The organism is Haemophilus sp. HN_Hi16 (assembly GCF_049823435.1).
Lineage (GTDB): Bacteria > Pseudomonadota > Gammaproteobacteria > Enterobacterales > Pasteurellaceae > Haemophilus > Haemophilus influenzae_D.
Genome location: NZ_CP187500.1, coordinates 1371501 through 1390094, shown reverse-complemented (window position 1 = coordinate 1390094; position 18594 = coordinate 1371501). Strand labels below are relative to the sequence as shown.

The window sequence follows — 18594 nt, the reverse complement described above, 5'->3', positions numbered from 1 at the left end:
AATGATTGAAACATCCCAAACTATTCCTGAACTCGTCTCTTGGGCAAAAGATCGCGAGTTTTCTTTGAATTTACCTACCGAACGCTTGGTTTTCCTACTAGCGATTGCAATTTATAACAACGAACGTTTAGACGGCGAAATGTTAGAAGCCGATCTTGTGGATATTTTCCGCCACACGATGAATGCTTTTGAGCAATCCACCGATGCCATTGCAACACGAGCGAATAATGCAATTAATGAATTAGTGAAACAACGTTTGCTAAATCGTTTTAGTAGCGAATTTACTGAAGGCTTGGCAATTTATCGTTTAACGCCATTAGGTGTTGGCGTGTCTGATTATTACATTCGTCAGCGTGAATTTTCCGCATTGCGTCTTTCAGTGCAACTTTCCATTGTGGCAGATGAAATTCAACGCGCGTCTGATTCTGCAGAAGAAGGCGTGGAGAATAATGAAAGTGAACATTATTGGCGTCGTAATGTGTTTGCGCCATTAAAATATTCCGTTGCAGAGATTTTTGATAGCATCGATCTTTCACAACGCATTATGGATGAAAACCAGCAAAGTATTAAAGATGAAATTGCAGAGCTTCTTACTAAAGATTGGCAAGCGGCAATTTCAAGCTGTGAACGTTTATTAGATGAAACATCTGGGAATTTGCGCGAATTACAAGATACGCTAAATGCGGCAGGGGATAAACTTCAAGCACAATTATTGCGTATTCAAGATTGTGTGATTGGGCGAGATGATTTGTATTTTATCGATCAATTAATTACCGATTTACAATCAAAACTTGACCGAATTATTAGCTGGGGGCAACAAGCCATAGACTTATGGATTGGTTATGACCGCCATGTACATAAATTTATTCGTACTGCCATTGATATGGATAAAAATCGCGTGTTCTCACAACGTTTACGTAATTCTATTCATCATTATTTTGAGCATCCTTGGTTCTTATGGACCGCGCAAGCTGAGCGTTTAGTCGATCTGCGCGATGAAGAAATAGTGCTGCGTGAAGATGATGCTTTAGGCGAATTGCCAGAAGAATTGCAATACGAATCCCTTTCTGATTTACACGATCAAATTGTAGAGCATATGCAAGGCTTACTGATTGCTTATCGTGAAAATAACCGTCCGATTGATTTGAGTTTAGTGTTAAAAGAACAACTGGAAAATTATCCACTTTCTCGTCATTTTGATGTAGCTCGAATCATTGTTGATCAAGCAGTGCGCCTTGGTATGGCAAATAATGATTTATCGGGCATTTATCCAGCTTGGCAAGCAATTAATAAACGTGGCGCAGAAGTGCAAGCGCATGTGATTGATAAGTATTGATTTTAAGATAATTTAAAAGCTAATTTCGACGGAATTACTTCTGTTAAATATGCCCAAACCCTCTTTAGCAAAGAGGGGCTAGGGGAGATTTGGCAATAATGATTAACGAAGAAAGTAACTGAATAAAGTTTTAATAGAGAAATAACCTATGACAGACAACCTTCAAGATGTAATTTCCCCAAAACTCGCTGTGGCGATTGCAAATCCAATATTTCCAGCGGTGGATAGCCTGTTACGTTCTGGTCGCCATATCAGCACGGAGCATTTAGATAATCACGCCTTTTTAATGGATTTCCAAAATGAATTAGATGGATTTTATCGCCGCTATAACGTGGAACTCATTCGTGCTCCAGAAGGCTTTTTCTATCTTCGTCCGAAAGCAACGACATTAATTGCGCGTTCAGTACTTTCTGAGCTGGAAATGCTTGTTGGTAAAGTGCTTTGTTATCTTTATTTAAGCCCAGAACGTTTAGCTCAACAGGGCATTTTCAGTACGCAAGAAGTATATGATGAATTACTAAATCTTGCTGATGAAGGAAAATTATTAAAAGCGGTTAATCAGCGTTCAAGTGGTTCTGACTTAGATAAACAAAAATTGGCAGAAAAAGTGCGAGCAGCAATCGGACGTTTACGTCGTTTAGGTATGATTCAAACTGTTGGCGAACAGAATAGTGGGAAATTTACGATTTCTGAATCTGTATTTCGTTTTGGTGCGGAAGTACGTAGCGGAGATGATCCATTAGAGGCGCAAGCTCGACTCATTCGTGATGGGGAAGCGGCAACACCTGAATCCTTAGCGTTGGAAAAACAAGCACAATTAATGGAAAACGATACGGAAAGTGCGGATGAAATTGACGAAGAATTTGACGGAGAACAAGAATAATGTCTGATGTTTTTGAATTAGAAAATGAAATCGAATTAGAGAACGATGAAGTCATTATGGAGAATGAAAACGTCGAAGAAATCGTTGAAGCACCTATGCCTTTTAGCATGACGGCAAACAATGGTGTAGAGCGTGGTAAATTCCGTTCTTTAACCTTAATTAACTGGAATGGTTTTTTTGCACGTACTTTCGATTTAGATGAATTAGTTACCACACTTTCTGGTGGTAACGGTGCAGGTAAATCAACCACAATGGCTGGATTTGTGACCGCATTAATTCCAGATTTAACCCTTTTACATTTCCGTAATACAACAGAGGCTGGCTCCACAGGCGGTTCTCGCGATAAAGGTTTACATGGTAAATTGCGTCCAGGTGTTTGTTACGCGGTATTAGATACCATTAACTCACGTCATCAACGTATTCTTGTTGGTGTGCGTCTGCAACAAATTGCAGGTCGTGATAAAAAAGTTGATTTAAAAACGTTTTCAATTCAAGGCGTCGAATTATCTCAAAATCCAACCGCACTTTTCACAGAAACCGTGGGCGAACGTCAAGTGCGCGTCCTTAATTTAAACGAACTCAAAGATAAAATTGAAAATATCGGTGCGCAATTCAAACAATATCATTCCATCACTGATTATCACGGCATGATGTTCGATTTAGGTATTATTCCGAAACGTTTACGTTCAGCATCAGATCGAAGCAAATTCTATAAACTTATCGAAGCGTCTTTATACGGCGGTATTTCCAGTGCAATCACACGTTCTTTACGTGACTATTTATTGCCAGAAAATTTAGGTGTGCGCAAAGCTTTCCAAGATATGGAAAGTGCATTGCGTGAGAACCGTATGACTTTAGAAGCGATTAAGGTCACGCAATCAGATCGCAATTTATTTAAACATTTAATTACTGAAACCACTAATTATGTTGCTTCGGATTATATGCGTAATGCGAATGAACGCCGTGGCAATATTGAGGCTGCATTAGAATCTCGTCGCGAGTGGTATAAAGCAAAAGCAGAGCAGAATTTATCTCAACATCGTTTAGTTGATTTAAGTCGAGAAGCGGCTGAATTGGCAGAAAATGAACGTACTTTAGAAGTTGATCACCAAAGTGCGGTTGATCATCTTAACTTAGTGTTAAACGCTTTGCGTCACCAAGAAAAAATCACGCGCTATCAAGAAGATATTGCAGAACTCACCGAGCGTTTAGAAGAACAAAAAATGGTGGTTGAAGATGCGAATGATGCGTTAGAAGAAAGCCAAGCTCAATTTGAGCAAACTGAAATCGAAATTGACGCTGTACGATCCCAATTAGCAGATTATCAACAAGCATTAGATGCCCAACAAACTCGTGCACTTCAATATCAACAAGCCATTGCAGCTCTTGAAAAAGCGAAAACATTATGCGGTTTAGCGGATTTAAGTGTTAAAAATGTAGAAGATTATCACACAGAATTTGAAGCCCATGCAGAAAGTTTGACTGAAACCGTACTTGAGCTTGAGCACAAAATGTCTATTTCTGAAGCAGCAAAATCTCAGTTCGATAAAGCGTATCAATTGGTATGCAAAATTGCGGGGGAAATGCCTCGTTCTGCGGCGTGGGAAAGTGCGAAAGAATTATTACGTGAATATCCAAGCCAAAAATTGCAGGCACAACAAACGCCACAACTTCGCACAAAATTACATGAACTTGAGCAACGTTATGCACAACAACAAAGTGCGGTCAAATTACTTAATGATTTTAATCAACGTGCTAATTTAAGTTTACAAACGGCAGAAGAATTAGAGGATTATCACGCAGAGCAAGAAGCGTTGATTGAAGATATTTCAGCAAGACTTTCAGAACAAGTGGAAAACCGTTCTACGCTTCGTCAAAAACGTGAAAATTTAACCGCACTTTATGGTGAAAATGCGCGTAAAGCCCCGGCTTGGCTGACAGCTCAAGCTGCATTAGAACGCTTAGAGCAACAAAGTGGCGAGACGTTTGAACATAGCCAAGATGTGATGAACTTTATGCAATCACAACTTGTGAAAGAACGTGAACTAACGATGCAACGTGATCAACTTGAACAAAAACGTTTGCAATTAGATGAACAAATTTCTCGTTTAAGTCAGCCAGATGGTTCAGAAGATCCACGTTTAAATATGCTGACAGAACGTTTTGGTGGGGTGTTGCTTTCAGAGCTTTACGATGATGTAACCATTGAAGATGCGCCTTATTTTTCCGCACTTTACGGGCCTGCACGTCATGCTATTGTTGTGCGTGATCTCAATGCTGTGCGTGAACAACTTGCGCAATTAGAAGATTGTCCTGATGATTTGTATTTAATTGAAGGCGATCCTACCGCATTTGACGACAGCGTATTATCCGCACAAGAACTAGAGCTAGGTGTTGTGGTGCAAGTTTCTGATCGGGAATTACGCTATTCAAGATTCCCTGAAATCCCATTATTTGGGCGTGCAGCACGTGAAAAACGTTTAGAAGAATTACAAATTGAACGTGATGAAGTGGCAGAACAACATGCACAAATTGCGTTTGATGTACAAAAATGCCAACGTTTACACGAACATTTCAGCCAATTTGTTGGGTTGCATTTGGCGCTTGCGTTCCAGCCAAACCCAGAAGCGTTAATGTCTGAAATTAATCGCGAACGCAATGAAATTGATCGTGAATTAAACCAATTTAATAGCGGCGAACAACAATTACGCATTCAATTAGATAATGCAAAAGAAAAACTGCAATTACTCAACAAGTTAATTCCACAACTCAATGTATTAGCTGATGAAGATTTAATTGATCGTATTGAAGAATGTCGCGAGCAATTAGATATTGCAGAGCAAGATGAATATTTTATTCGTCAGTATGGCGTAACGTTGTCACAATTAGAGCCGATTGCAAATAGTTTACAAAGTGATCCAGAAAATTACGACGGCTTAAAAAATGAATTAACTCAAGCGATTGAGCGTCAAAAACAAGTTCAACAACGTGCATTTGCTTTAGCTGATGTTGTACAACGTAAACCGCATTTTGGTTATGAAGATGCAGGGCAGGCTGAAACTTCTGAACTTAATGAAAAACTTCGCCAACGTTTAGAACAAATGCAGGCTCAGCGAGATATGCAACGTGAGCAAGTTCGTCAAAAACAAAGTCAATTTGCAGAATATAATCGCGTATTGATTCAGTTACAAAGCTCTTACGATAGTAAATATCAGCTCTTAAATGAGTTGATTGGTGAAATTAGCGATCTTGGCGTGAGAGCTGATGATGGTGCTGAAGAACGTGCCCGTATCCGTCGTGATGAATTACATCAACAACTTTCAACAAGCCGTCAGCGTCGTTCTTATGTAGAAAAACAACTGACATTAATTGAAAGTGAAGCGGACAACTTAAATCGTCTTATTCGTAAAACCGAACGTGATTATAAAACTCAACGTGAATTAGTTGTAGCTGCGAAAGTGAGTTGGTGTGTTGTTTTACGCTTATCCCGCAACTCTGATATGGAAAAACGCCTCAATCGCCGAGAACTTGCTTATTTATCTGCAGATGAATTACGTTCAATGTCGGATAAAGCATTAGGTGCGTTGCGTACAGCAGTGGCAGATAATGAATATCTACGTGATAGTCTAAGAGTGTCGGAAGATAGTCGCAAACCTGAAAATAAAGTGCGGTTCTTTATTGCGGTGTATCAGCATCTACGTGAACGTATTCGTCAAGACATTATTAAAACCAATGATCCGATTGATGCCATTGAACAGATGGAAATTGAGCTTTCTCGTTTAACCGCTGAATTAACTGGTCGTGAGAAAAAATTGGCAATCAGTTCTGAAAGTGTGGCGAATATTATGCGTAAGACAATTCAGCGTGAACAAAATCGTATTCGTATGCTCAATCAAGGTTTGCAAAACATCTCGTTTGGTCAAGTAAAATCTGTTCGTTTGGTAGTGAATATTCGTGATACCCATGCCATGTTGTTGGACGCACTTTCTGGTCAGCAAGATGAATATCAAGATTTATTCAACGATAACCGCATCACCTTTTCTGAAGCTATGGCGAAGCTCTATCAACGTATCAATCCACATATTGATATGGGGCAACGTACAGCACAAACAATCGGCGAAGAATTGTTAGATTACCGTAATTATCTTGAACTTGAAGTGGAAGTATTCCGTGGTGCTGATGGTTGGTTACGTGCAGAAAGTGGCGCACTTTCTACTGGTGAAGCTATCGGTACAGGTATGTCAATTCTCTTAATGGTTGTTCAAAGTTGGGAAGAAGAAAGCCGTCGAATTCGTGGTAAAGATATCGTGCCTTGTCGCTTGTTGTTCTTAGATGAAGCAGCGCGTTTAGACGGTAAATCTATTTCTACCTTATTTGAGCTTTGCGAACGTTTAGATATGCAGTTGCTTATTGCTGCGCCAGAAAACATTAGCCCGGAAAAAGGAACAACCTATAAACTCGTGCGTAAAATCGCAGGCAACCAAGAGCATGTACACGTTGTTGGTTTACGAGGATTCGGTGCGACAGAATAAAAAATAGAAGGGAAGTGCGGTTAAAATTTTAAGATTTTTGACCGCACTTAAGCCTTTAAGGAAGGAATAATGAAAATCTTTACATCAAAAAAAGGACAATTATCACAGCTGAAGCAGCAAAAATTTAAGCTGGAAAAGGATATTCAGCGTTTATTTGAAGAAAATCTTACCTTATTAAGTGGCTATATTTTTATTCGCTCAGAATTTTCTATTAAAAATTCGCGTATTGATACCTTAGCTTTTGATCCTGAAACTCAAGCCTTTGTCATTATTGAATATAAAAGACAACAAAATTCTAGTGTGGTTGATCAAGGGATTTCTTATCTTAATTTGATGCTTGAATATAAAGCTGATTTTATTGTGGAATATAATGAAAAGCAAAAAGCCCCACTTAAAAGAAATGATGTGGATTGGTCACAATCTAAGGTGATTTTTGTTTCACCTACTTTTAATGATTTCCAAATTCAAGCCACAAATTTTAAAGATTTACCTATTGAATTATGGGAAGTTAATCGCTTTGATAATGATATTATTACGCTCAATATTATTAATAAATCAAAATCAGCACCGAATATTAAAGCTGTTTCTATTGAAAAAAATGAAGAATTTTCTACATTAAAAGAAATAAAAGTTTATCAAGAATCTGATCACTTAAGTGATAAATCAGATTTTATTCAAGAACTATACGAAGATTTTAAACAAGGCATTTTAAATTTAGATCCTGATATCGAAATTAATACTAGAAAACTTTACATTGCATTCAAAAAAGATCGAAATATTGCAGATATTCGTATCCAACAAAAGAATTTAAAAATTTGGATTAATCTTCCTTATGGAGAGTTAGATGATCCTAAAAATTTAGCAAAAAATGTATCTAATACAGGTCACTGGGGGAATGGGGATTATGAAATTACCATTGAAAGTACCCAATATCTTGAATACATTATGAGTTTAATTAAACAAGCTATTAAGGATTAATAAATGCACAATCTTATTCTTGCCATTCTTTGTAGCGTAGCGGTTTCAGTTTTACTAAAAATTGCCCGTAAAAAAAATATTATTATTGAACAAGCTATCGCATTCAACTACATCACAGCCATTACTTTTAGTTATTTCTTACTCAAACCTGATTTTAAAGGCTTAGAATTTACTGATTATATTGTACAAAGCGAAAACTCACCCATTTTTTTAGCACTAGGTTTATTGCTACCTAGCGTGTTTATTATTATGTCAAAAGCGGTGGAGTTTGCTGGAATTGTACGTTCAGATGTAGCGCAACGGCTTTCGTTGTTTCTTCCCATTTTATCGGCGTTTTTAATTTTTCATGAAACACTAAGCCAATCTAAAATCATTGGCGTTGTATTAGCCTTTATTGGTTTATTTTGTTTATTAACTAAGCCAAATCAAGGACAAAGTGCGGTGAATTTTAAAGGTGTTTTAGGATTAATCGGTGTATGGTTCGGGTATGGCATTATTGATATTTTATTCAAGCAAGTTGCGAAAAGTGGCGGTGCATTTCCTGCTACATTGTTTATTTCCTTCTCGCTTGCAGCTTGCGTTATGTTTATCTATTTGTTCTTAAAACGTGCCCAATGGACAACATCAAGTGTAATTGGCGGTATCGTTTTAGGTGTATTGAATTTCTTTAATATTTTATTCTATATAAAAGCCCATCAAAGTTTTGCTGGAAATCCAACGCTTGTTTTTGCGGGAATGAATATTGGCGTGATTTGCTTGGGTACGATAATTGGCGCATTAGTTTTTAAAGAAAAAATCAGTAAGCTAAATTGGATAGGTATTATTTTTAGTTTATCAGCTATTTTCTGCCTATATTATTTAGATAAACTTATTGCGTAAAAGAGAGTAGTCATGGCAAAAGATTTCAGCTTTTTTATTTACGATTATGAAAGTTTTGGTGTAAATCCCGCAACAGATCGTCCTGCACAATTTGCGGGTATTCGTACAGACGCTGATTTTAATATTATTGGCGAACCAATAATGTTTTATTGTAAACAAACCAACGATTATTTACCGGCTCCTGAAGCGGTAATGGTAACAGGAATTACACCACAAGAATGTAATGAAAAGGGGCTTTCTGAGCCTGAATTTGCCGCAAACATTTTAGCAGAGTTTTCCCAACCCAATACTTGTGTCATGGGCTATAACAATATTCGCTATGATGATGAAATGACACGTTATACATTTTATCGTAATTTTATTGATCCCTATGAATATAGCTGGAAAAACGGGAATTCACGCTGGGATTTGTTAGATTTAGTACGAGCTTGTTATGCCTTGCGTCCAGAAGGGATTAATTGGGCTTATGACGATGATGGGATGCCAAGTTTCCGCTTAGAAAAACTCACTAAAGCAAATGGTATTGAGCATGAAAATGCTCATGATGCAATGGCGGATGTATATGCAACTATTGCTATGGCGAAATTAATTAAAGAAAAACAGCCTAAGTTATTCCAATATTTCTTTGAAAACCGTGGTAAAAAAGAAATTGAAAAGTTGGTTGATATAGGCTCAATGGCACCTTTAGTACATGTTTCTGGGATGTTAGGGAATTATCGTAGAAATTGCACTTGGGTTGCACCTTTAGCTTGGCATCCGACAAATCAAAATGCACTTATTGTTTGTGATTTAACTGGCGATATCGATAATTTATTAGTCAAAAGTGCGGATGAATTGCGGACAGATTTATATACCAAAAAATCGGAATTAGAAGAAAGGGGAGTTCCACCTGTTCCATTAAAGCTTGTGCATATCAATAAATGTCCTATTTTAGCGCCAGCCAAAACCTTGTTGCCAGAAACAGCAAATCGCTTGGGTATTGATCGTCAATTATGCTTGGATAATCTTGCAAAATTACGAGCATCTTTTGATATTCGTGAAAAAGTGACGGATATTTTTAATGAAGAACGTCAATTTGAATCAAATGATAATGTGGAAACTGAGCTATACAATGGCTTTTTCAGCAATGCTGATAAAAATAATATGTCTATTTTACGTAGTTTACCAGCAGAAAAATTAGCTGAACATGGTTTAGCTTTTGAAGATAAACGTATCCCTGAATTATTGTTCCATTATCGGGCTCGCCATTTTTATAAAACCCTTACACGCGCTGAACAAATTAAATGGCAGAAATATAGACAGAATAAACTTGAAAAAAGTGCGGTAGATTTTGAATCAAGTTTACAACGTTTAGCAGAGGAACATTCAGATAATCCTGAAAAACTATCTTTGTTACAACAAGTATATGAATATGGTACAAAACTACTAGGTTAGTCGATACGTTGTCACATTTTGTTAAAAAGCACGTTTTAAGAAAAATGTGCTTTTTTTGTTGTTTTTTCTGGGAAGAATTATCCCCAAAATTATTCAGATTTTACGTAGCGTAATCGCATAGATTTAGCTTATTTCACCTTTACATTGTCTTTACATTTCAATTCATCCATTCAATAACTCTATAAAACAACACGTTACAACGTGTTATCTAGCCTTATTTTGTCTTGTTTTGCTAGTATCCGTGACTTGTGCATAACTCTGTGATTTATTTAGTTCGTAGTTTTCGCTAACCTGATAACTGATTTCGTATAATGTATATTATGTTAAATTATAAAAATGCAAAGTAACTTTAATTATAGGTTATGAAGAGATTATTTCTCCTCTCTTAATTAGTTATACTTAATCAAATCATCACAGATAAGATGAACGAGTAAATTAATTTAGAGCCATACTATGACGTTTATTTACATTCATGGGTGTGAAAGTGCTACAGCATTTAAAGATTTATGTTTGATTGATAAAGATTTATGTTTGATTGATAAAGATTTATGCTTGATTGATAAAGATTTAGGTGATTTAGCCACTGCTACATAATGTAAATAATATAAGTTTCCTGTTTAGAACTTTTAACTTATTAAATAAAATACGTTTTCCATCAAGCAATCAAACTCCATAGTAAAAGTTTAGATGGGTGAAAAACTACCAAGCTGTTTTTTTTATGTATCTAAGTTCTCCACTAGCCCACCATTTTCGATTTTCTGATGTGTTATTTACTACCGTGTCAGCTAATACTTGCAACGTGTATTATCATTGAATTTCTTTATTATTTTTTGATATGACAAAGCGTTTAGGTATGATAAACGAAAAACTACTACCCTTCGTTTTAGTACTTTCAATATTTAAATGAGAATGATATTGTAATAAAGTATGCTTCACAATAGCTAGTCTAAACCACTTCCACCAGTTAAATGGCTACGAGATTCATCAACTCTATAAAAACGTTCTGTTAAATGTGGAATATGCTGTGGTGATATGCCAACACCATTATCTATCACGTTAAATTTAATACCCTGTTCACAAGTTTCCCATTGAATTTGAATATGACACTGTTTACCAGAATGCTTAATAGCATTATAAATTAAATTTGAAACGGCACTTCTTAGTTGAGATTCATTTCCAAAAATAATGATATTAGGCTGAATAATAAATTCAATGTGATGATTATAAGTATTTAATATATCTGTATCTTTTCTTAAAGAATTTATCATGGCTGACATATCAAATGTACGAAAATCCTTATCTGAAGTTGTTTCTATTTTGCTAAATTAAAATTGTTGTAATAGATGTTCCATTCGTTGGCTTTGCTCTTGCATTGCAAAATAGCCTTTTGTAGAGTTCTGAATATTATTATCTGCAAGAATTTCTAAGTAACCTTGTAATACGGTTAATGGAGTACGTAGCTCGTGATTAATATTACTCAAGAATTTTGGCGTGAATTAAGTAAATGAATCATATCTGTAATATCTCGAGCGATAACTAAAATCATATGAGAATTATAAGCGTGCGACTGCACCTCAATATAACGTTGATTATAAGTTAATAGTACTAACGGTCGTCTTTTTTTGACTGAAAAAATAATGTTTAAATTGTTCATAAAAAATAACATCAAAAATATTTTTCTGGACTTTTTTATTCCAACAAAAATCAAACATCTGTTGCGCAATTGAATTACACAAATATTACCATTATGCTGACAGATAATAATTGCATCTGGTAAATACTTAATATTTTTATTTATTTGAGATAACAAACGTAAACTTGCACATTTTTCTTTGTATTTTGAAGGTTTAATTGACGAATGTCTAATTTTAAAAAGAGAATTTATTAATTGCTTTAAATTGAGATATTTGAGTAAATATTCATTAATATGATGCCAAGCTAAAATTAATAAAAGTATTATTGCAAACCAAAGAATAAAATCGAAGTAAATAAGGAAATAATGATTGCCAAATTTATTTCAACAATAAAATTCAATATTTTTCATTTTTTATCTCGTAAATAACTAGAAAATCGATAACCAGATCCTCGAACTGTTTGGATGCCATTAAAGGCTAGTAAACGGCGATATAGCTATCAACAGTGCGATATTCAACTTCTAGATCATTATGCCAAATACGGTTTAACAATTGTTCTCTAGAATAAACTTTTTCAGGGTGCCTCATAAAAAAATGTAACAATTTAAATTCTGTACTACTTAAATTAATTTCCTGCTGTTGGAAAAACACACTCTCTGAGCATTTTCATCAATGGAAAGTTCATCGATTTGTATAAATTGACTTTGTTGTTCGTAAATTCTCCTCCATACTGCCTCAATGCGAGCTAATAAAATTTGAGGTGAAAAGGGTTTAGTGATGTAGTCATCAGCCCCTGCATTTAAACAGGCAATACAATCTTCTTCTGTACTTTTAGCTGTGAGCATAATAATGGGAATCGCAGCAGCTTTTCTTGCTTTACTGTATAAATTGTATACCTGAACGACCAGGTAGCATCCAATCCAATAATATTAGCTTAGGATTTTCTTTTATCTTGTTTATCGCTGTTTTGAAATCGCTCGCTTCAATCACATCATAGTATTTTTGAGATAAAAACAGTGCGATCATTTCACGGATTGCACATTCATCTTCAACTATCAGAATTTTTCTTGTCATAATACTCCTTCATTTGATTTATGGCATAAAAGTGAAGTGAGAAATAATACATTCTCACCAAACTTTTACTTTTTAACTACCCCATTTTACCGCGAATATAATCTTCTGTACGTTGTATCTTAGGTCTATCAAAAATTTGTTGTGTTTGACCAAATTCAACTAATTCACCCAAATACATAAATGCCGTATAGTCGGAGCAACGTGTAGCTTGTTGCATATTATGAGTTACCATAACCACAGTATAATCTTGTTTTAACTCCGTAATGAGTTCTTCAATTTTCATAGTCGAAATAGGATCTAATGCCGAACAAGGTTCATCGAGCAACAACACACTAGGTTTAATAGCAATTCCTCGAGCAATGCACAAGCGTTGCTGTTGTCCGCCAGATAAACTATCTCCGCTTTTATGTAATTTATCTTTCACTTCATTCCAAAGAGCGGCCTTAGTCAATGCCCATTCTACTCGTTCATTCATCTTTTCTTTTGATAATTTTTCAAACAAACGAACACCGAATGCAATATTATCATAAATCGACATTGGAAATGGCGTTGGTTTTTGGAAAACCATACCAACCTTAGCACGAATCAGAGAAATATCCATCTTTGTTGTGAGTAAATTTTCACCGTCTAAATTAATTTCACCAGTAGCTTTTTGATTTGGATATAGCTCAAACATCCGATTAAAACTCCGCAATAAAGTAGATTTACCGCAACCTGAAGGACCAATAAAGGCGGTCACTTTATTCTTAGCGATACGTAAATTAATGTTTTTTAATGCATGAAAATCCTCATAGTAGAAATTTAGATTTTGCACAGCTATTTTGGTTTCTTGTAGACTAATCATATTGCCTCATTATTTTTTATGTTGAAAGAAGAGTCGAGTGAAAATGTTTAAGCAAAGCACAAATAATGTTACTAGAGCTGCACCTGCCCAAGCTAGATTATTCCAATCTGTAAAAGGACTTGCTGCATATTGATAAATAACTACAGGTAAATTTGCGATAGGTTCATTCATATTCCAAGATAGAAATTGATTAGACAGTGCGGTAAATAATAGTGGTGCAGTTTCTCCTGAAATTCGGGCAACTGCCAATAGCACGCCAGTTAAAATCCCTGATTTAGCTGCTCGATAACAAATCATCATAATAACTTGCCATTGAGAGCAACCAAGAGCTGCCGCTGCTTCACGTAAATTATTTGGTACAAGTAATAACATATTGTCCGTAGTGCGTACCACGATAGGAATAAGCAATAAAGCTAATGCGAATGCTCCAGCCCACCCTGAAAAATGCTCGATTTTTGATACATATAAGCTGTAAACAAACAAACCAATAATAATAGAAGGGGCAGAAAGAAGAATATCATTAAGAAAACGGGTAATTTGTGCGAAACGGCTATAACGACCATATTCTGCCAAATACGTTCCTGCCAATACCCCTATAGGCGTGCCTATCAATGTACCCGCACCGACAATAAAAAACGAACCAATCAGTGCATTTAACAATCCCCCTTTTTCATTAGGGGCAGGGGTAGATTGTGTGAATAAATCAATTGATAAAGCTGGAATGCCTTTGGTAATTAGAGTGAATAATATCCAACACAACCAAAATAAGCCGATAATTACTGAAATATAGGAAAGCCCTAACATTAATTTATTGTGTGTTTTACGCCAATAAAAACGCAAGTTTTGATTAGTTTTCATCTTATTTCCTTTTTGTTTGTTGCATTTTTGTAATCATTAATCTTGATAAAATCAATACCATAGTTGTGATAACAAAGAGAAGTAATCCTAATTCCATCAATGCAGATTTTTGTAATCCACCTGCTTCATTAAATTCGTTAGCAATAGCAGATGCGATTGAGGTAGAAGGTGAAAATAAGGAATTAGGCAATTGAAACGAATTACCTATAATAAAAGTGATAGCCATTGTTTCGCCCAATGCTCTTCCCAATCCTAGCATCACACTCCCAACAAGCCCTATTCTAGTGTGTGGTACAATCACTTGTCGAACCACTTCCCAAGTGGTTGCACCTAATCCATAAGCACCTTCTTTTAACATTGGTGGTACTATACTAAAGACATCCCGCATTACGGATGCAATAAAAGGAATGATCATTATGGCAAGCACTAATCCTGCCGTAAATAAACCAACACCAAAAGGTACGCCAGAAAAAAATAATTCTAATCCAGGTAAATTACCCAAATTGTCAATTAGTACTGGCTGAATATGTTCTTGAAATAATGGAACGAAAACAAACAACCCCCACATTCCGTAAATAATAGAAGGAATTGCAGCTAGCATTTCAATTGCAATGCTTATAGGACGTTTTAGCCAATTGGGAGCTAGCTCCGTTAAAAAAATAGCAATACCAAATGAAATGGGTACTGCGATAAATAATGCGATACCCGCCGTAATAAGCGTACCTAAAATAGGAATAATTGCCCCATATTGTTCTTGTACAGGATCCCAATATGTTTCTAATAGAAAACTCCCACCAAAACGTTTAATACTTTCCCAGCTTCCTATGACTAAAGAAATTAAAATAGCAGCAAGTAAAATAAACACAAGCAAAGCAAACAATGCCGTAGTCTGTTTGAATAATGATTCAATCCATGTTTGATTAAAATATTTCCGACTTTTTGTGAGCATAAGTATTTTCCAAAATTATTTAAGATAACCGCACTTTATTAATGTTAAGTGCTAGGTTTTGTATAAAGTGCGGTATAAAATAAAGAGATTTTATTGTTTTAGCTCTGTTTTCCATTGACTTTTAATGGTAGCTACCACATCAGCAGGAATTGGCACATAATCTAATTCAGTTGCCGCATCTTGCCCTCTTGAGAATGCCCAATCAAAAAAGGCTAATACATTTTTAGTTGTTTCAGGATTGTCAGAATATTTATTTAATAAAATAAAACTCGCTGCCGTAATTGGCCAAGATTTTTCCCCCGTTTCATTGGTTAATATAACACCCATTCCCGCCTTTTCGTGCCATTTTGCGTGACTTGCAGCTGCCATGAAACTTTCATTAGAAGGCTGTACAAATTGCCCTGCTTGATTTTGTAATGAAATCCAAGTAAGCTGATTTTGTTTGGCATAGGCATACTCTACATAACCAATGGAGTATTTCATTTGGCGAACATAAGAAGCAATTCCCTCATTCCCCTTTCCACCTTGACCTGTTAACCACTTCACTGATTTACCTTCACCAACTTGATTTTTCCAATCGTTCGAAATTTTAGATAGATAATTAGTGAAGCCAAATGTTGTTCCAGAGCCGTCTGAACGATGAATCACAATAATGTTTTTATTTGGTAAAGGAAGCGTTGGATTTAATGCAACTAAGGCAGGATCGTTCCATTTTTTAATCTTACCAAGGAAGATTTCTGCTAACAGCTTACCTGATAACTTTAATTTACCAGATTTAATTTCAGGCAAATTAACAACAGGCACTATACCACCGATAACCGCAGGGAATTGGACTAGTTGGTGTTGTTGTAATAATTCGGATTTCATTGGATCGTCAGAGGCACCAAAATCAACCGTTTTTGCAATAATTTGCTGTTGTCCGCCGCCCGAACCGATGGATTGATAATTAACTTTATTCCCAGTTTCTTTCTCATATAAAGATGCCCACTTCGCATAAATTGGATAAGGGAAAGACGCTCCAGCACCAGTGATGCTATTAGCTTGAGCAAAAGGTAACGTACCTAAGGTTAAAACGATAATAAGATTTTTTTTCATTTTATGCATAAACATAACAAATTCTCCTTGAGTGTTATTTAGATTGCGTAGCGAAGTGTAGAAAATAATTGTGACAGTTTGATGACAATATGAAAAATTTTAAATGGATAATCAAAAGAAAGTAGTTATAAGAAAAGTACAGGTAAATTTGTACCGTGTTTTTCTAGTAGAATGATATTACATTTGTCAATTAATTGATAACGATCTTTAGGTTTAATAAAAGTTGGTAAGTTTTGTTCAGTCGGTTTCAATTTTAAAATACCCTGAATAATTACCTTACTTTCCTGTTTCCACATCTGAAAAGTTACAAGCAATTCGGATGTAATAGAGTTTTTGGCGTTTACCGCAGCCATTATTTATCGTTAAAGAATTTGGTTTTATCACCTTTCAATGTCATTTTCTACATTCAGATTTGACACATTGAAAACTCAGCAGAATGATTATACGCAGCCGAAACTTAATGAATGATGCCTTTTACTTTGTGTCAATCTGCTGGATTTTTGCCTAAAGTTTCAGGATCGTATGTGCAATAAGAAATAAATTTTGCAAACCAAAGCTAAATAGGACTTTGCGTGACAGATATGCAAATAGTTATTGGGCTTAGGCTGAAAATGGGTATGAACTCTTTCATGTTTACTCGATAATCTAAATTTTCATCCAAATCTAAGGAGGAAAATAAAGGCATATCTAATACTAATTTAAAATTTGTTAGTTTCATTGTGACAACGTCATATTTAATTTATATATCATTATGTAAATGATAATAATTGTTTTTTATTTTTCTTTTTAAAATTAATGAGTTATATAAAATTTTTTTGATAAAAAACTTGCAATTATCATTTGTGAATTTAAAATGATTGCCGCAAATTACGCTTTATTGCATTTTATCAATCAAAATGGAAAGGAATTAGTTATGCTTAATCAAATAATCATAAACAAGCTGAACGACCAAATTAATTTAGAGTTCTACTCTTCTAATGTTTACTTACAAATGAGTGCATGGTGTTCAAAACACGGTTATGAAGGTGCTGCTGCCTTCTTACTTCGTCATGCTGATGAAGAATTAGAACATATGCAAAAACTGTTTAATTACGTAAGTGAAACTAGCGGTATGCCTCTTTTAGGAAAAATTGATGCACCTAAACATGATTATTCTTCATTAAGAGAAGTTTTTGAAATAACTTTAGAACATGAAAAATTAGTCACTTCAAAAATCAATGAATTAGTTGAAGTTACTTTTGAAAGCAAAGACTACTCTGCTTTTAACTTTTTGCAGTGGTATGTAGCAGAACAGCATGAAGAAGAAAAATTATTTAGTGGAATTATTGATAGATTTAATCTTGTTGGCGAAGATGGCAAAGGATTATTCTTTATTGATCGTGAACTCGCAACTTTGGAATAGATAGGAGAAAATAATATGTTATCAGAAAATGTAGTAAAACTATTAAACGATCAAATGAATTTAGAGTTTTATTCTTCTAATTTATATTTACAAATGAGTGCTTGGTGCGATCAGCAAGGCTTTGAAGGCACGGCAAAATTCTTATCAGTTCATGCAGCTGAAGAAATGCAACATATGCGTAAATTGTTTACTTATTTAAATGAAACTGGCTCACGTGCTGTAATTTCTGCAATTGAAGCACCTGCACATGAATATAAATCATTAAAAGAAGTAATTGAAACTACCTATGAGCATGAAAAATTAATTACCAGTAAAATCAATGAATTAGTAGGTAAAACCTTTGAAGAAAAAGACTACTCTGCATTTAATTTCTTACAATGGTATGTGGAAGAACAACATGAAGAAGAAAAATTATTTAGTAGTATTTTAGATAAATTAAATCTTCTTGGAGAAGATGGCAAAAGCTTGTTCTTAATCGATAAGGATTTAGGTAATCTCGCTACCGAAGCCTAATTATAGATCATCAAATCTGGCAGAGCTTTTATTTAAAATAATGTGTCTGCCAGATTATTTTAATTCCAAATTTTCTAAAAATATTTTCTATTAGATAATTACAGAGCGTAATCTTTATTTCCAATCTTATCAAAACATATTGCTTACCTTATCGTCGTGTTTTTCCTCAATTATCTTTGTCAG

The 18594-nt window shown here is 35.1% G+C and carries 13 protein-coding genes and 3 pseudogenes; 9 read left to right on the top strand and 7 right to left on the bottom strand.

Translation table 11 applies throughout. The annotated features are described in order from the left end of the window. Window position 1 precedes the first annotated feature (1 nt). The 7 genes from mukF (at window position 2) to ACPT9C_RS06905 (ending at window position 10636) form a co-directional block, all read left to right on the top strand. Window positions 2-1336 (top strand): chromosome partition protein MukF, encoded by a 1335-nt coding sequence (mukF, locus tag ACPT9C_RS06935; protein ID WP_050949202.1) that lies wholly within the window; start codon window positions 2-4, stop codon window positions 1334-1336. Between the two features lie 148 nt (window positions 1337-1484). Beyond that, on the top strand, window positions 1485-2219 hold the full coding sequence (gene mukE, locus ACPT9C_RS06930) for a chromosome partition protein MukE (RefSeq protein WP_005637804.1): 735 nt from the start codon (window positions 1485-1487) through the stop codon (window positions 2217-2219). Then, window positions 2219-6751, top strand: a complete 4533-nt coding sequence (gene mukB / locus ACPT9C_RS06925) for a chromosome partition protein MukB (RefSeq protein WP_050949201.1) — start codon at window positions 2219-2221, stop codon at window positions 6749-6751. Before mukE ends, mukB begins: the two co-directional genes overlap by 1 nt. 69 nt (window positions 6752-6820) lie before the next feature. Beyond that, entirely contained in the window at window positions 6821-7729 is a 909-nt protein-coding gene (locus tag ACPT9C_RS06920; protein ID WP_021035187.1) for a DUF5655 domain-containing protein, read from the top strand. Between the two features lie 3 nt (window positions 7730-7732). Next, window positions 7733-8608 (top strand): DMT family transporter, encoded by an 876-nt coding sequence (locus ACPT9C_RS06915; RefSeq protein ID WP_050949200.1) that lies wholly within the window; start codon window positions 7733-7735, stop codon window positions 8606-8608. 12 nt (window positions 8609-8620) lie between these two features. After that, entirely contained in the window at window positions 8621-10042 is a 1422-nt protein-coding gene (sbcB, locus tag ACPT9C_RS06910) for an exodeoxyribonuclease I (protein ID WP_050949199.1), read from the top strand. A gap of 453 nt (window positions 10043-10495) precedes the next feature. After that, window positions 10496-10636 carry a hypothetical protein gene (locus ACPT9C_RS06905; protein ID WP_162624071.1) on the top strand — a complete coding sequence of 47 codons (141 nt, stop codon included), beginning with the start codon at window positions 10496-10498 and terminating at the stop codon, window positions 10634-10636. A gap of 213 nt (window positions 10637-10849) precedes the next feature. On the opposite strand, the pseudogene phoR reads toward ACPT9C_RS06905, so the two are convergent. The 7 genes and pseudogenes from phoR to ACPT9C_RS06870 all read right to left on the bottom strand — a co-directional run. Further along, window positions 10850-12079 (bottom strand): annotated as a pseudogene (phoR, locus tag ACPT9C_RS06900) (phosphate regulon sensor histidine kinase PhoR). Window positions 12080-12082: 3 nt separating this feature from the next. After that, window positions 12083-12750, bottom strand: a pseudogene (phoB, locus tag ACPT9C_RS06895) (phosphate regulon transcriptional regulator PhoB). 76 nt (window positions 12751-12826) lie between these two features. After that, on the bottom strand, window positions 12827-13594 hold the full coding sequence (gene pstB, locus ACPT9C_RS06890; RefSeq protein ID WP_021035192.1) for a phosphate ABC transporter ATP-binding protein PstB: 768 nt from the start codon (window positions 13592-13594) through the stop codon (window positions 12827-12829). A 9-nt stretch (window positions 13595-13603) separates the two neighbouring features. Continuing rightward, window positions 13604-14452 carry a phosphate ABC transporter permease PstA gene (gene pstA, locus ACPT9C_RS06885; protein WP_105905544.1) on the bottom strand — a complete coding sequence of 283 codons (849 nt, stop codon included), beginning with the start codon at window positions 14450-14452 and terminating at the stop codon, window positions 13604-13606. A 1-nt stretch (window position 14453) separates the two neighbouring features. Beyond that, entirely contained in the window at window positions 14454-15401 is a 948-nt protein-coding gene (gene pstC / locus ACPT9C_RS06880; RefSeq protein ID WP_425627457.1) for a phosphate ABC transporter permease subunit PstC, read from the bottom strand. A 90-nt stretch (window positions 15402-15491) separates the two neighbouring features. Then, entirely contained in the window at window positions 15492-16496 is a 1005-nt protein-coding gene (gene pstS / locus ACPT9C_RS06875; RefSeq protein ID WP_111692001.1) for a phosphate ABC transporter substrate-binding protein PstS, read from the bottom strand. Between the two features lie 279 nt (window positions 16497-16775). Further along, window positions 16776-16847 (bottom strand): annotated as a pseudogene (locus ACPT9C_RS06870) (YcgN family cysteine cluster protein); the annotation flags it as partial. A 562-nt stretch (window positions 16848-17409) separates the two neighbouring features. Here ACPT9C_RS06870 and ftnA (ACPT9C_RS06865) point away from each other — a divergent pair. Together ftnA (ACPT9C_RS06865) and ftnA (ACPT9C_RS06860) are read left to right on the top strand one after the other, a co-directional pair. Then, window positions 17410-17898 (top strand): non-heme ferritin, encoded by a 489-nt coding sequence (gene ftnA / locus ACPT9C_RS06865; RefSeq protein WP_041175333.1) that lies wholly within the window; start codon window positions 17410-17412, stop codon window positions 17896-17898. Window positions 17899-17913: 15 nt separating this feature from the next. After that, window positions 17914-18411 (top strand): non-heme ferritin, encoded by a 498-nt coding sequence (ftnA, locus tag ACPT9C_RS06860; RefSeq protein WP_050949194.1) that lies wholly within the window; start codon window positions 17914-17916, stop codon window positions 18409-18411. Window positions 18412-18594: the final 183 nt, after the last annotated feature.

Excerpts from the sequence above, each read along its gene's own strand:
- pstS (WP_111692001.1), bottom strand. The coding sequence starts at position 16,496 with ATGAAAAAAAATCTTATTATCGTTTTAACCTTAGGTACGTTACCTTTT.
- mukB (WP_050949201.1), top strand. The coding sequence starts at position 2,219 with ATGTCTGATGTTTTTGAATTAGAAAATGAAATCGAATTAGAGAACGAT.
- pstB (WP_021035192.1), bottom strand. The coding sequence starts at position 13,594 with ATGATTAGTCTACAAGAAACCAAAATAGCTGTGCAAAATCTAAATTTC.
- ACPT9C_RS06920 (WP_021035187.1), top strand. The coding sequence starts at position 6,821 with ATGAAAATCTTTACATCAAAAAAAGGACAATTATCACAGCTGAAGCAG.
- ACPT9C_RS06905 (WP_162624071.1), top strand. The coding sequence starts at position 10,496 with ATGACGTTTATTTACATTCATGGGTGTGAAAGTGCTACAGCATTTAAA.
- ftnA (WP_050949194.1), top strand. The coding sequence starts at position 17,914 with ATGTTATCAGAAAATGTAGTAAAACTATTAAACGATCAAATGAATTTA.
- mukE (WP_005637804.1), top strand. The coding sequence starts at position 1,485 with ATGACAGACAACCTTCAAGATGTAATTTCCCCAAAACTCGCTGTGGCG.
- pstC (WP_425627457.1), bottom strand. The coding sequence starts at position 15,401 with ATGCTCACAAAAAGTCGGAAATATTTTAATCAAACATGGATTGAATCA.
- sbcB (WP_050949199.1), top strand. The coding sequence starts at position 8,621 with ATGGCAAAAGATTTCAGCTTTTTTATTTACGATTATGAAAGTTTTGGT.
- ftnA (WP_041175333.1), top strand. The coding sequence starts at position 17,410 with ATGCTTAATCAAATAATCATAAACAAGCTGAACGACCAAATTAATTTA.
- pstA (WP_105905544.1), bottom strand. The coding sequence starts at position 14,452 with ATGAAAACTAATCAAAACTTGCGTTTTTATTGGCGTAAAACACACAAT.
- mukF (WP_050949202.1), top strand. The coding sequence starts at position 2 with ATGATTGAAACATCCCAAACTATTCCTGAACTCGTCTCTTGGGCAAAA.
- ACPT9C_RS06915 (WP_050949200.1), top strand. The coding sequence starts at position 7,733 with ATGCACAATCTTATTCTTGCCATTCTTTGTAGCGTAGCGGTTTCAGTT.